At 45.0% G+C, this 14,979-nt stretch carries 11 protein-coding genes; 6 read left to right on the top strand and 5 right to left on the bottom strand.

The features are described 5' to 3' along the window. Window positions 1-158 precede the first annotated feature (158 nt). Together I3255_RS01765 and I3255_RS01760 are read right to left on the bottom strand one after the other, a co-directional pair. On the bottom strand, window positions 159-1,679 hold the full coding sequence (locus I3255_RS01765; RefSeq protein WP_238036242.1) for an McrC family protein: 1,521 nt from the start codon (window positions 1,677-1,679) through the stop codon (window positions 159-161). A 12-nt stretch (window positions 1,680-1,691) separates the two neighbouring features. Then, the gene (locus tag I3255_RS01760) at window positions 1,692-3,155 is read right to left on the bottom strand and encodes an AAA family ATPase (RefSeq protein ID WP_238036241.1); all 1,464 of its coding nucleotides are present in this window, start codon (window positions 3,153-3,155) and stop codon (window positions 1,692-1,694) included. 310 nt (window positions 3,156-3,465) lie between these two features. Here I3255_RS01760 and I3255_RS01755 point away from each other — a divergent pair, with 310 nt between their 5' ends. Beyond that, the gene (locus I3255_RS01755) at window positions 3,466-4,194 is read left to right on the top strand and encodes a DUF4442 domain-containing protein (RefSeq protein ID WP_238036240.1); all 729 of its coding nucleotides are present in this window, start codon (window positions 3,466-3,468) and stop codon (window positions 4,192-4,194) included. 87 nt (window positions 4,195-4,281) lie between these two features. Then, window positions 4,282-4,758 carry a RidA family protein gene (locus tag I3255_RS01750; protein ID WP_238036239.1) on the top strand — a complete coding sequence of 159 codons (477 nt, stop codon included), beginning with the start codon at window positions 4,282-4,284 and terminating at the stop codon, window positions 4,756-4,758. 160 nt (window positions 4,759-4,918) lie between these two features. On the opposite strand, the gene gspE is transcribed toward I3255_RS01750, so the two are convergent. After that, the gene (gene gspE, locus I3255_RS01745) at window positions 4,919-6,472 is read right to left on the bottom strand and encodes a type II secretion system ATPase GspE (RefSeq protein WP_238036238.1); all 1,554 of its coding nucleotides are present in this window, start codon (window positions 6,470-6,472) and stop codon (window positions 4,919-4,921) included. Window positions 6,473-6,856: 384 nt separating this feature from the next. Between gspE and I3255_RS01740 the strand changes: the two genes are divergently transcribed. Then, a complete protein-coding gene (locus I3255_RS01740; protein ID WP_238036522.1) occupies window positions 6,857-7,639 on the top strand; it encodes a thiazole synthase in 783 nt (260 codons plus the stop codon). A 121-nt stretch (window positions 7,640-7,760) separates the two neighbouring features. Beyond that, window positions 7,761-9,188, top strand: a complete 1,428-nt coding sequence (locus tag I3255_RS01735; RefSeq protein ID WP_238036236.1) for a wax ester/triacylglycerol synthase family O-acyltransferase — start codon at window positions 7,761-7,763, stop codon at window positions 9,186-9,188. 57 nt (window positions 9,189-9,245) lie between these two features. Here I3255_RS01735 and I3255_RS01730 read toward each other — a convergent pair whose 3' ends face one another. After that, a complete protein-coding gene (locus tag I3255_RS01730; RefSeq protein WP_075105898.1) occupies window positions 9,246-10,073 on the bottom strand; it encodes an inositol monophosphatase family protein in 828 nt (275 codons plus the stop codon). 353 nt (window positions 10,074-10,426) lie between these two features. Then, on the bottom strand, window positions 10,427-12,472 hold the full coding sequence (dxs, locus tag I3255_RS01725; protein WP_238036235.1) for a 1-deoxy-D-xylulose-5-phosphate synthase: 2,046 nt from the start codon (window positions 12,470-12,472) through the stop codon (window positions 10,427-10,429). A 542-nt stretch (window positions 12,473-13,014) separates the two neighbouring features. Here dxs and ribA point away from each other — a divergent pair. Together ribA and hemF are read left to right on the top strand one after the other, a co-directional pair. Beyond that, entirely contained in the window at window positions 13,015-13,722 is a 708-nt protein-coding gene (gene ribA, locus I3255_RS01720; protein WP_238036234.1) for a GTP cyclohydrolase II, read from the top strand. Between the two features lie 58 nt (window positions 13,723-13,780). Next, window positions 13,781-14,740, top strand: a complete 960-nt coding sequence (hemF, locus tag I3255_RS01715; protein WP_238036519.1) for an oxygen-dependent coproporphyrinogen oxidase — start codon at window positions 13,781-13,783, stop codon at window positions 14,738-14,740. Window positions 14,741-14,979 lie beyond the last annotated feature (239 nt).

Below are 14,979 nucleotides of genomic sequence, written 5' to 3'. Positions count from 1 at the left end.
TATCGAGGTGCACATATTAAGGGGTAAAGGCGATTGTGTCAACACCTATTTTCGATTAATTTGAAATAATCTCTAAATTCTTTCAAAAAAGGCATTTTTATAAAAATAGTCGCTTCAAAAACCTTCGTTAATTATGATTCTTATGATTGATGGAATCACTATACTTCATTCAAATTCGCAGGCAAATCACCGTTGACCATACCTGTCAGCACATCGAACGGTATCAGCCATAAATCCGCATGGTTTGAGTGGTTACTTTTAGTACCATCGCTAAGATTACTTTTATTCTCACCATTGTCACGATAAATCTGCTGCTTAAGCGCAACTGGTCTTCTCTTGTCTCTTAATACAGGGTATACCATCCAGCCTTGCCCTGCTTGATAGGCCTGTGCATAGCTGGTCAACTGATAGGCATCACTGGCAGTAATAGCACCAGCATGAGGCAGATATTTCCATTTGATATCGATGACATGGCTATAGCAACCGTTTACCGTCTCTTTACTAACCGCGGTGTCACTCTGATTTTGGTTATTATCATTATCAGCCGTTTTGTATATCAGCAAATCTGGTCGTATCGATACGCATGCCTGACCCTCACTATCATTGAGCCAGACACTTTGGGTTTGGTAAAAAGGACGATAATTGCTACTCACTTGCTGAAACATCGACGCGATACGCTGACTCGCCCACTGTTCAAACGCCTGATTCATATCGATCAATAGACACAATCTTGGCTGAGATAAGTTTGGTCGAGTGGGGTCAATACCATAACCTGTCGATGCCTTTGACTGCTGTAACAGCCAATAAGCTAGGTCTACCAACTGCTGCGCGGCTTGCAGTTGCTGTTTTTGTAATGGCAGAACGCTTAACTGCTGCTTTGCTTGAGCATATATTGACGCTAGCCGCTGTCGTTCACGCTGGTTTAGCCCAGATAACGGCTGCCATGGCCGTAAGAGCGGTGTACATATAGATCTAGGCAGTAATGGCATAAGCCATACCAATGCGCTCTTGATCAAGCGATTGGCCAACATATCTTGGCTCATCACACTACGCTCACAGACAAACTTATGCGGCTGCATGCTGTTATGTCGTAGCTGCTCTTTGATGAGCAGGCGCCCTTGTAGCGATGATTGGTTATTGATCTGAGCCTGATAGTGCTGGGTTGGCTGATAACGAACCAAGCGCTGCAAAAACTGCTCTAATAACCACTCTGACAACGGCGGAGCCTCTACAGGTAATGGCATTGAGTGATCACTAAATTGCCCTAGGTTTTTCATGTTAGGCAGCTTACGATTTTGCCGCGCATCAAGACGGGTCAAGTCGGATAACATGCCTTGTACCCAGTGGCGAGTTTGAGCAATATTATTATATTGAGTGGATTGATCCAGTTTTGGCAATAGCTCAAGTGTCATACCACTAGGCAAGAGGATAATTCCTATATAATGCCCAACCTTGAGCTGCCACTGTCCTTGCTTGCGCTTGATGGAAAACACGGCAAACTCTTGCGCCATTAGCCAATGAAAGTCAGAGACATGCGGGAAATCGTGCGCTGTGAGGCGTTGGTGTTCAAATACCGTGACAACATTTGCTACAAGAGCCTTACTGTTAGGTATACGAGCATAAAAACTATCTGCCTTAATATAGTTTTCTTGCGCATAGTACTGATTATGAGTTCTCACTAAACAGCCACCTTACTCGTACAAACGCTGATAGATAGCGGGCTTGCCAAACTCACCAGTCCTAGCAATAAGATCGGGATTCATCATATAGCCACCTACGTTCATCGATTGACCAAGAAAAGCGCCCTGCCCTGCAAACATTTGATGTTGCGTCGTTGCATGATTCTTACTCATCGGATCATACAAATCATTATTTATCATTGTTTGGCTGTCGTGGATAAACTGGGTGCGTAACGGCTGCTGCTCATCTCTAAAAATATACTGCAATATAGCCACTTGACCGCCCGCAGCTTGCGCCAACTGCGGAATGATCTGTTCGACCAACACCATTTGTAATTGCTCTAAATGATCGACTGAAAATAAAAAAGCATGCCCCAACTGCGCCTCGGCTCCTAGCGTCTGTGTGATACGCATGTTTAAGCCTATTAGCAATTTGCTTAAATCTACCGTGTCTGCTTGTGCACGATTAGTCGCGTCACTCATACCGCCAATTATCGGTAATAATTCAGGCTGCGGTGGACAATCAATAAAGCGGAAACGTCGACGTAATGCCATATCAAGCGGCGTAAGCGAGTGATCTTGGGTATTCATAGTGGCATAGATATCAACATTGGCAGGCACACTAAACGCACGCCCAGAATACGCCAAATGAACCATCATCGCATTTGGTTTGCCAGCACGCTTGTCTGGCTCGATCAAACTGAGCAGCTCGCCAAAGACTCGTGACACATTGGCACGATTGATCTCATCAATCAACATCGCGTAACGATGCTGAGGGTCACGCGCGGCACGCTGACATAGCTTTAAAAAGGCCCCATCTTGAACGGCGTAGCTCATCTGGGTATTACTCGAGTGACTGTTGTTTGCGTGAATAGAGCCGCTCATAACAGGACGAATACCCTCTACAAACTCTTCATAACCATAAGCTTGATGAAAGCTAACCATACTAAAACGCTGCTGACCAGAATTTTGGTTTTGATTGGACTGGTTATCACACTGTGCCTGCTGAAACTCCGCCAATTGCTGTGACAACTCTGTTAGCAATACCATACTCTCAGGCAGTAAATACCATGCGCCGCTGTTATCTTTATCAAAGTACGCTTGGCTGGCACGATTATCAAAACTGACGGTTTTAGAATCTATAGGACTATGTCTGCGAAGCTCTAACCAAGCAGTGCTCTCTAGGTTTTTCTCACGTGAGTTTTGTGCCGCTTTAGTAATAAAAAAAGGATGGTCAACAAGCTCTCGCACCTTGACCAAATCCTGTTGTTCAGCCCGTAAGTCTAAGAATATCAAACACAGTACTTCACGCCAGCTTAAGCTTTGCAACAGCTGCCCAAGTAACGCTTCATTATTTGTCTCAGGCAGATAATCGGTATATTGCTTCGCGATTTGGAGCAATCGATAGGTTTTGCCAGTACCCGCGACGCCAGTATAAATAATATTGGTCGGCTCGTGAGTAGACATATCAGACATAGCATCATCCAGTATTGAAAATTTATAAAATAAGACGTACCAACATCACGCTATTATAGCGCGGTGGTCTCGCAAGAGATTGTCTACTAGGCAGATCCGTGCACCACCATTGAGCTATTTTAATTATTTAAGACTATATCCTAGCAACACAATATAGATGACTGCTGTTTTATAAGCGCAGCAGTTCATGCTAATAATAGTAGGAAAGCAGCGGTTAATGTACCATAGTGTTTGTAATGGCTTTACTAACAGTTACTGTTTGCCACTATCACAAAACAACATTCGATTTATCTACGTTAAGGAATTTTGTATGTCAGGATTATTAAAAAAACTGCCCGTCAAGCTGACCAATAAAAAACCAGCCAAAGTCTCTGACAGCACAAGATCATCCATCGAAAAACCCAGCAGCACGCTAAAACCAATCAGCAATCAATTCACCAAACTGTTATCTGTGACCAAATATCTACCTGCCAGTGCGCGCTCAAGCATTCTCTCAAAGGCCTTTGGCAAAGTTGTACCCTACGTAGGGACAACAGGCGTGTACTATGAAATGGTTGAGCCCAATCAAGTCATCGTCAGTCTAAACAATGTCAAAGGGGTACAGAATCATATTGGCTCAATCCATGCAGTAGCCATCACTTTACTGGCTGAAACGGCAACAGGCTTCATTTTGGGGTTAAACTTGCCCTCTGATCGCGTACTGCTGATTAAATCCTATTCCGTTAATTTTTATCGTCCGATCAAAAAAGGTCAAATTGCGGCCATAGCCAGTCTATCTGATGAGCAGCGCTTGCAGATTTTAAATACGCCAAAAGGTGAAATGGTTATCCCTTGCGTCATTGATGACCGTGAATCTGATAGTGACCGTGACCCGATTGTAGTAGAGATGACTTGGGCTTGGATTCCAAAATCTGAACTAGAGGCGCGCCGCCAAGGCAAAGCAAGCGAAAATGTCTCAGAAGATAATACGGATACTACCGCAGACAACGAGCAAGACGACGCACTCTCTGCAGACAATGAGACTATTAATAACAAATAATCGATTAAACCGACATAACATATGCTATCTGCATTTTGTGGCGCATCTAGCATGTTTATGATCAATCAACTCAGTAAGGAGACAAGGATGTCCAAACTTAGCACCTATTTATCTATCGTACCACTGGTTGCTATGTGCTCATTAGGCTTGACTGTTGGTGCTAACGCCAGTCCGGCGACAGCTCCTGCCGCTAATACTAAATCTAGCCCGACTTTTTTGGGTGATGGCGGCCACTATCCTTTTTCAGAAGCCGTACGTGTTGGCAATACATTATATATGTCAGGACAAATTGGTATTAAAGACGGCAAATTGGTCAAAGGCGGTATCGACGCTGAAACCAAACAAACACTAGATAATATCCATAGCGCGCTACTAAAATACGGCTACCGAAAATCTGATATCGTCAAATGCATGGCTATGCTGACTGATATGGATGACTTTGATGATTTTAACAAAGTCTATAAGGCAGAACTGTCTAGACCTTATCCTGCACGCTCAGCGTTTGGCGTATCGGAGTTGGCCGCAGGAGCGAGCGTTGAGATTGAGTGCATCGCTGCCAAGTAATAGCAGTTGAAAACGTTATCCTGTTAATTGCAGAAAAAAGATCAGATAACTGGCTATTTCGCTCAGTTATCTTTTTCTACTTTTCAGACATTGCTCCTTAAATACGGTCCTCCAGACACTATTCTCCAAATACTGTTTCTCATCATTCATAGCTAAGCATTTATACCAGTATCGCATCATCCGTTAGGGCACTTTCTTTCGTCACTCGCAGTACCTCTTCTAATGTCGTCCGCCCTTCTATCACTTTACGTAGACCATCCGCACGAATCGATGGTGTCTGCTGGCGAGCATACGCTTCTAACTCATACTCAGCGGTATTACTATGAATCATGCGGCGCAGCGTATCATCAACTGGTACGACTTCATATATCGCCGTACGTCCTTTAAACCCTGACTGATTGCATTTATCGCAGCCAACTGGCTTGGGTAGACGAATCGCATTACTTGCGACATTTTCGATATCGCTGTCCAATACTTTCTCAATACCAATTTCGGTAAAAAGTTTGGCTTGTTCGGTATCCGCTGCCTGCCAGCCATGACAATGTGAGCATAAAGTACGCACTAAGCGCTGTGCTACCACGCCGATCAGTGACGACGATAATAAAAATGGCTCAACACCCATATCTTGTAAGCGAGTGACTGCGCCAATTGCGGTGTTGGTATGCAGCGTTGATAAGACCAAATGCCCTGTCAAAGACGCCTGTACAGCGATCTCTGCCGTCTCTAAATCGCGAATCTCACCCACCATCACCACATCTGGATCTTGACGCAACATCGCGCGCAAACTTTTGGCAAAGGTCATATCTACCTTATTATTGACCTGTGTCTGCCCGATACCATCAAGCTGAAACTCAATTGGATCTTCGGCGGTCAAAATATTGCGCGTTTGGTCATTTAAATCAGTCAGTGCCGAATATAGCGTGGTGGTCTTACCCGAACCCGTCGGCCCTGTGACCAAAATAATCCCATGCGGACGATGAATCAAGCGCTTCAGCTCGGTATAGTCATTATCAGATAGCCCCAAATACGTCATGTTAAGACGTCCCGCTTGCTTGTCTAGTAGACGCATCACCACGCGCTCGCCAAAGCTCGACGGCAGTGTCGATACACGTACATCAACTTCTCGCCCTGCCAGTCGTAAGCTAATACGCCCATCTTGCGGTACACGCTTTTCTGCGATATCCAGCTTGGCCATGACTTTGATACGCGAGACTAATAATGGCGCGAGCTGGCGTTTTGGTGTGATAATTTCTTTAAGCTCACCATCGACACGAAAGCGAACCACCAAGCGTTTTTCAAAAGTTTCGATATGAATATCTGAGGCGTTTAGGCGAATGGCTTCTGACAACAGCGCATTGATCAGACGAATAATGGGCGCATCATCTTGCTGATCCATCAAGTCTTCAGTCTCAGGGACGCTATCTGCTAAGCTATCAAGATCCGGATGATCCTCAAGACCAGCAGCGATATGCTGCGACTCTCCGGTATTACCAGCGTAAGCCGCGTTCATACGTTTTTCAAAATCATCCGAGCTGACACTTTCGTAAGTTGGTACGCCGCGACTACCTTGCTGCTGTAAAAACCGCACCGCTTGATTGATTGCGGATAATGGCGTGGCTTTCGTCAATACCAAAGTTGGTGGCAACTCAGGGTCAATGGCAAGTATGGCCAAAATCTGATGGCGTTTCGCAAAGCTGTACGGCAACTGCATCATAAAGACAACCTAATAAATAGAGATAGTGTCAAATAGACAATCACACCAAAGCACTGTAAATACACTGAGCTTGACTGACCAAGCCCAAAAAGATTGCAAGTAAGATTGCATGAGTTTGTTATAATAACATTTTGTTTTAGACGCGTATTATTTTATGTGGTCGGCGTTTTCTACGTATCGCCACTCGCCTATTTTTACGGTATATATAGCCAACTTATCATGCGATTTTTTATTTTGCTAACAGTGCGCTATTATTGTCTACTGCACTTTTTTAATATTACTTAGAAATCTCGTTATATTTTTTCTGTCCACCTTGCCCGCTCGCTATTAGGATTTTTAGTTATGTCAGAGAACGTTAGCACTGCTACTCACCCGACACCACTTTTGCAAGATACTTTTACCGTTGGTAGTCGTACCTTTTCCTCTCGCCTGCTGGTCGGTACGGGCAAATACAAAGACATGAGCGAGACTGGCGAAGCCATTGCCGCTTCGGCAGCAGAAATCGTGACCGTCGCTATTCGCCGTACCAATATTGGACAAAATAGCGACGAGCCAAATTTGCTTGATGTCATCTCTCCTGACAAATACACGATTTTGCCGAACACGGCTGGCTGCTTCGATGCCGAAACCGCCATTCGTACGTGCAAGCTTGCTCGCGAGCTATTGGACGGGCACAATTTGGTTAAGCTTGAAGTATTGGGTGATGAAAAAACCCTTTATCCTAATATCACTGAGACCTTAAAAGCGGCTCAAGTACTGGTTGATGATGGCTTTGAAGTCATGGTCTATAGCTCAGATGATCCTATCGTTGCCCAAGAGCTAGAAAGCATGGGCTGTGTCGCCATCATGCCACTTGGGAGCTTGATTGGTTCTGGGCTTGGCTTACTCAATCGCCATACCCTCAGCCTCATCATCGAAAACGCCAAAGTGCCTGTATTGGTTGACGCGGGTGTTGGTACAGCATCTGATGCTGCGATTGCCATGGAGCTTGGCTGTGATGGCGTTCTGATGAACTCAGCGATCGCGAATGCGCAAAACCCTGTGATGATGGCACATGCCATGAAGCATGCCGTATGGGCAGGCCGCGCCGCATTTTTGGCTGGTCGTATGCCGATGCGTAAGATGGCAACTGCTAGCTCACCGCAGACAGGATATTTTTTCCAGTAAGCGCTTGCTCGGGTCAGCCCTAACAAAAAACCGATTATAAAATAATAAGACAGAAATCTGATTTAATCAGCCACCTGTCAGCTATAATTTTTTATTCATTATCGTCATAAAAGGATTTATTATGCGACTTCTCACAGCAGTCGACCAGTTGTTCTTACTTCTTGAGTCGCGTAAACAGCCAATGCACGTTGGCGGATTGTTTTTATTTGAATTACCCGAAGGCGCTGATAGCGACTTTGTCTATCAGCTGGTAAAACAAATGCAAGAATCCGATGTACCGCCGAGCTTTCCGTTCAATCAGGTGCTAGAGCATTTGGTGTTTTGGAAAAAAGACAAAGATTTTGATGTTGAGCATCATTTTCATCATGTGGCACTACCAAGTCCTGGACGTATCCGTGAGCTTTTGATGTATGTTTCAAGAGAGCATGGGCGACTGTTAGATCGTGCGATGCCTCTCTGGGAATGCCACGTCATAGAAGGGATTGAGCCGGAAGTAGAAGGTGGACCTGAACGTTTTGCTTGGTATTTTAAGATTCATCACTCGCTCGTTGATGGTATCGCTGCCATGCGTTTGGTAAAAAAATCCTTATCACAATCCCCTACCGAACCCGTCTCGCTACCAGTATGGTCACTGATGGCGCGTCACCGTAATCAAGTGAATGCTATTTTGCCTGCCGAAAGATCTATCAGGCGCATCATGAAAGAGCAGATATCTACCATCAAACCGGTATTTACAGAACTGATAGACAATCTGAAAAATCATGGTGATGAAGGCTATGTCGGTACGTTTGATGCGCCGATGAGTATTTTGAACAGGCGCATATCTGCATCACGTCGTATCTCGGCGCAGTCTTACGACATACAACGCTTTAATAAAATTGCCGAAAGACTAAAAATCAGTAGAAATGACGTGGTATTAGCTGTCTGTGCTGGCGCTATTCGTCGTTATTTGATCTCGATGGATGCGCTACCCAGCAAGCCGTTGATTGCGTTTGTACCGATGTCACTGCGTACTGATGATAGTATATCGGGCAATCAGCTATCATTTGTACTGGCGAATTTGGGCACACATTTAGACAACCCATTACGCAGGATAGAGCTTATCCATCGCAGTATGAATAATGGCAAACGTCGCTTTCGCCGCATGAATCAAGCGCAAGTCATTAATTACAGTGTCATCGCCTATGCATGGCAAGGTATCAACTTGGCGACTGGCGTATTTCCAAAAAAGCAGGCCTTTAACCTTATTATTTCTCACGTTCCTGGTTCTGAGAAGCCGCTATATTGGAATGGTGCACGTTTACAATCACTGTATCCCGCTTCTATCGTATTCAATGGTCAAGCCATGAATATTACTTTGGCCAGTTATTTAGATAGAATTGAGTTTGGCATCACTGCTTGCAGTAAAGCATTACCACGTGTCCAAGACATGCTCATGCTGATAGAAGAAGAGCTACAGTTGCTAGAGACTGTCAGTAAAGAGTTGGCGTTTAAAGGTATTACCGTTGAAGACAAGCCTGTTAAGAAAACAAAAAAGCTGGCTCCATAACGGAACCAGCTTTTTAATATTTAAGTCGCTCGGCATTTAAGCCTGCTTATTTTGTGATTAGATCACATCGCCCCAGATTGGTACGACGGTTTGCATCAATGGCTTGAGCAGTTTGACGTTACAAGCAAATATAGAACCTGAAGTCATAGAGTTGTGCGCGCCAGTATGATCGACCACAACGCCGCGTGCTTCGGTGACGATAAGCTCACCTGCTGCGATATCCCAAGGCTTGATCGACATCTCAAAATAGCCATCAAAGCGACCAGCAGCAACATAACACAAATCAAGCGCCGCTGAACCCAGACGACGTACCTGACCACCAGCTTCAGAGATCTTTTGTAAGCTCTCAAAGTGCTGCTTGGCATAAGAGATCACTTCACCATTGCGCTTACGCTCAAGCGGATGACCTGTGGTAAAAAACCCGCCATCGATGGTTTTGCGTTCGCTGACATTGATACGGCGCTGGTTCAAACGTGCGCCTTTACCACGGCTAGCAGAGAACATCTCATCACGGACTGGATCATAAATGACGCCGTGCTGAGTCACGCCTTTGTGCTGTACAGCAATAGATACGCAGAACTGCGGTACGCCGTGGACAAAGTTCTTAGTGCCATCTAGCGGATCGATAATCCAGCACCAGTCGGCATCTTCGCCGCGACCTTCTTGCATACCAAACTCTTCACCCAAAAACGAATGATTCGGATAGCTAGCTTTTAGCGTCTCAATCGTGAGCTCTTCGCTAAAGCGATCGATGCGGGTAACCAGACCATCAAGCCCTTTAGACTCGATATCTAACTCGATTTTGTGACGGTTTTGATGCGCATATAAAATCTCTTTACCAACTTTTTCAGCAGTACGCGCTGCGATGACGACCATGGGTTCCATAAATAACCTATTTGCTTGATGAATGAATATAAAAAATAAGACCAACTCTGTGCCCACAACATGCCAAACAGCCGCCGCATCACACCACATCTATGCGATTAAAAACGTGTCTTCTATAAATAAAAATTTATAAACGACAACCGCATTATACTAAAATTGTTCGATAAAAACGAAAAAACCGTCACGCTGACCAAGCCAGTATTTTGGTGGTCATACAAACTGCGCAAGTTGTAAAAAAGTCAGCGCCTACGGCTAGCAGGCGTTTGCTCCACTCAAAGAGCTTATATCGGTTTTAATTAATATGTTTTTAGAGCAATAATTCTTAAATAACATTATAAATCTAAAAATAAAAATTATGACAGCAGTTGCTTAAGCTGTTTAATTACGCCTTCGACATCCAAACCACAATCAGCCCACTGCTCTACTTGTGAGCCATGCGCGATAAAGCGATCAGCAATGCCTATGTTGCCAATAGCTGGACGCTGACGTTTAAAAGCAGCCGACTCATTAAGCAAGTACTCATTGACCGCACTACCTGCACCGCCCATGATCATATGCTCTTCTAGAGTTGCGATATGCGTCACGCCTTGCGCCAGTAAGCTCTCAAGCATTACGGTATCTAGCGGTTTCACCCAGCGCATATTGACCACATGTACCTGACACTCTAGCTCAGAATCAACACTGGTTAAGCTCTCGGCGGCTTGCTGAGCGGTCGCCACCATCGTACCAAAAGCCAATATTGCTAGCTTATAAGGCGCATCATTGCTGCCCAATACTGACTCAATAACGGCTTCACCGACTTTGTAATTCTGTGCTGGCTGCTCGATAGCTGCACCTGTACCGGTGCCACGCGGATAGCGTACGGCGCTTGTCCCTTTATACTCATAGCAGGTATTGAGCAAATGGTAGCATTCGTTTTCATCTTTTGGCGCTGCAATCACTATATTCGGGATACAACGTAAAAAGCTAAAATCAAACACGCCTGCATGCGTGGCACCATCTTCACCAACGAGACCCGCTCGATCAATGGCAAACATGACATCGAGATCCTGTAGCGCCACGTCATGAATTAGCTGATCGTAACCACGCTGTAAGAACGTCGAGTAAATCGCCACAATAGGTTTGACACCTTGCGTCGCCATGCCGGCCGCCAGCGTGACCGCATGCTGTTCAGCAATAGCCACATCAAAAAAGCGTGTTGGAAAATGACGAGCAAAGTCAATCATCCCTGAGCCTTCTTCCATAGCAGGTGTGATCGCTAGCAACTTATCGTCTTCGGCCGCTTTATCACATAAGAACTTGCCGAACACTTGCGAGTATTTTAGCGCAGGTTTTGTATTCTGCTTTGTTGACTCTATGGATTCATTCTGAATCTCTGCTGGTAGCTTACTAATCGCGTGATAGCCGACCGGATCTAGTTCTGCTGGTGCAAAGCCTTTGCCTTTGGTGGTATAGATATGTACTAAGACCGGACCTTTGACTTGCTTGGCAATTGACAACACACGCAGAAGCTCAGGAATATTGTGCCCATCAAACGGACCAAAATAGGTAAAGCCAATCGCTTTAAACAAATTATCTTCTAATTGCGGTACAGCACGCTGCTCGGTATGACGTTTACGGCGATCAAATGCTTGCATATCAGGACGCTGGCAGAGCACAGGCTTGCCTGACTCAGAGATATCGACTTGGTAGCCCGACTCCCAAAGCATCGCTAAATGTCGCGAAAAACCACCAATAGAACAAGAAATCGACATATCATTGTCGTTTAAAATGACTAGTAGATCGGCATCTTGTTGGACTGCATCATTCATGGCCTCAAAAGCCATGCCGCCAGTCATCGCACCATCACCAATGATACAGGCAACGGTTTGTGCGCGGCCTTGATAGCGTAGCGCCAAGCTCATGCCCAAACCCGCTGAGATAGAGGTTGATGAATGCCCAACGCCAAATGTATCGTAGATAGATTCTGCACGCTCTGGGAATGCAGTCAAACCATCTTTTGATCTGATCGTTGCCAGCTGCTCACGGCGACCAGTCAGGACTTTATGCGCATAGGCCTGATGACCCACATCCCATACAATCTGATCTTGCGGTGTATCTAGCAAATAATGCAATACAATCGTCAGCTCAATCACACCTAAATTGGCGCCAAAATGTCCACCGCTTTGACCGGCTGAATACAACAAAAAAAGACGCAGTTCATCAGCCAGCGTAATCAGCTGAGTGGTTGAAAGCGTATTCATATCAGAAGGTGTGTCAATGGCATCAAGCAATGGCGTATGCGGACGCACGCGAGGAATCACAGTATATGTCTGCTGTAAGCTCGATAGCTGGGCGGCAGAATCAGATACTGATGCAGATGAGGACTGAGACTTTGGGGAATGAAGTGACTGCTGCATAAACCGTACGATACCTACCAATCTGCTGACAAGACGTGTCTTCAATATAGCAATAGCTACAACTGAGAGACGTCAATAATATCTACATCATTATTGATGTAATCGACCATATAATTATTCATGCAACTTTTGCATTTCTATAGTTTTGTTATGTATAACGTGGGCACACTACTACAATAGACTATGTTTCAATACTGCATGACTGCATGCTTCAACAATGAGGCTTAACATTATGCCCTATTATTTTGCATCAATATCGGATGTTAGTGACGACATAGTAATGTAAGGATAAAGACTTGTCACTGTATCCACCAAAATAGTATGGCATAATAGCATTTTTTTTTAATTGTCGCTTTAATCATCGTGCGTCGTCTGTGAACTTTGTGTGTTTTTATAATAAATACAATAAGCACGCGTTCTTTATGAAAGGGTTATACTGCTATCATCTTGGCCTTACCATTTAGGCTAGGATTTCATCGCGGGTTTAATAGCATTATCACAAACCCTTCACCGCCACGACTTTAGGCTTATGCAGGACAGTAATGTCATATCAATTTATCACTAGTGCCAAATTACCCACTCGTCACGGCGAGTTTGATATTCATATTTTTGAAAACGATGAAGGCCAAGAGCATGTCATGCTGACCGTCGGTCTGTCTGTGGTTGATCAAACGACAGGCACAATGACAGTACCTAGCTCAGACGACACATTGTCGCAAAGACCAGTCCCACTGGTTCGGATTCATTCTGAGTGCCTAACAGGCGATGCATTTAGCTCATTGAAGTGTGACTGCGGTCCGCAGCTCAATACTGCTATGCAAGCCATCCAAGAGTCCGGTTGCGGTGCTATTTTATACTTGCGTCAAGAAGGTCGTGGTATCGGTTTGACTAACAAGATTCGCGCTTATGCCCTACAAGATCAGGGACATGATACGCTGGATGCCAATCTCATGTTGGGCTTGCCTGCTGATGCGCGTATCTATGATATGTGTGGTCCGATGCTCGCCCATATCGGTGTCGATGCTGTCAGGCTCATCACCAACAATCCAAACAAAGTTGCTTATCTGACTGAGCACGGGATTGACGTTGTCGAACGTGTGCCCATGCTCGTTGGTGTGAACGATATGAACGCTGAATATCTAGCAACCAAACGCGATCGTATGGGCCACTTGTTTGATAAAAATATCAATCTTGATATAGACGCTTCTCTCGATACAGATCTTAATACCGCCATACACCTGAATAAATAGATATCTTATGAGTATTACAAATACAAATAACGAAACAGACTTGTCAACCGTAGCGTCAGTGACGACGCCAACCAATAATGACATAATGCGCGTGCGCGAATTTTTGGTTGATTTACAGGCACGCATCTGTGCATCGCTAGAAGCACAAGAGCGCGATGGCAGCACTAATAACAATGAGCACGCGACCTTCGTTCCCGATGACTGGGAACGTCCTGAAGGCGGCGGTGGTCGGTCATGTGTATTGGCAGATGGCGAGGTCATCGAAAAAGCGGGCGTCATGTTTAGCCATATTCATGTCCATAACCTGCCTGCCTCAGCGACGGCCCGTCACCCAAATATCGCTGGGCGTAAAGCTCAGGCCATGGGCGTGTCGCTAGTTGTCCATCCCAAAAATCCAAACGTGCCGACCAGCCATGCCAATGTGCGTTTATTTGTCGCAGAAGCGGAAGGCGAAGCGCCTATTTGGTGGTTTGGCGGCGGCTTTGATCTGACGCCATTCTATCCCGTACTTGCTGATTGTGTGCACTGGCATCAAGTCTGTCACGATCTGTGCGCGCCTTTTGGAGACAATATTTATGCTGACTTTAAACAGTGGTGCGATGAGTATTTCCATCTGCGTCATCGCGACGAGCAGCGTGGGATCGGCGGTTTGTTTTATGACGACGTCAGTACAGAGAGTCGCGGCTGGGACTTTGAGACTTGCTTTAACTTTATGAAAGCCGTTGGCAATGGTTACCTTGACGGTATCATGCCGATTTTTGAGCAGCGTAAAAATATGCCTTATACCGAAGCACAGCGTGAGTTTCAGCTCTATCGCCGTGGCCGCTATGTTGAATACAATCTGGTCTACGATCGTGGGACTCTGTTCGGCTTACAAAGTAACGGACGTATAGAGTCTATCCTAGTCAGTATGCCGCCACTTGCTAGCTGGCATTATCGTTTTGAGCCGACTGAGGGCACACCTGAATTTGAGCTAACTGACTATTATCTAAAACCACGCGATTGGTTGGCACTATAGATTTTGCAGATAACTTGTCGTTCAAGTTTTTGATAAATGATTTAAAAGGTCAGCTACGATAGCTGGCCTTTTTGCATTCATATGATGACTGATACTGAATGTCACTGCATTGATATGACATTACTGATATGACATTTAAATAAAATGAACAATAATCGTGTTATTAACGCCATAAACTCTTTTTAATCACCTGAATGATTACGAGGATATAACAACTATCTCATTACCATTTTGTAGAT

The sequence above is a fragment of the Psychrobacter sp. Ps6 genome (assembly GCF_022129235.1).
Lineage (GTDB): Bacteria > Pseudomonadota > Gammaproteobacteria > Pseudomonadales > Moraxellaceae > Psychrobacter.
Note: the sequence above shows the minus strand (reverse complement) of the source record. Positions and strands in the feature narration are given on the sequence as shown.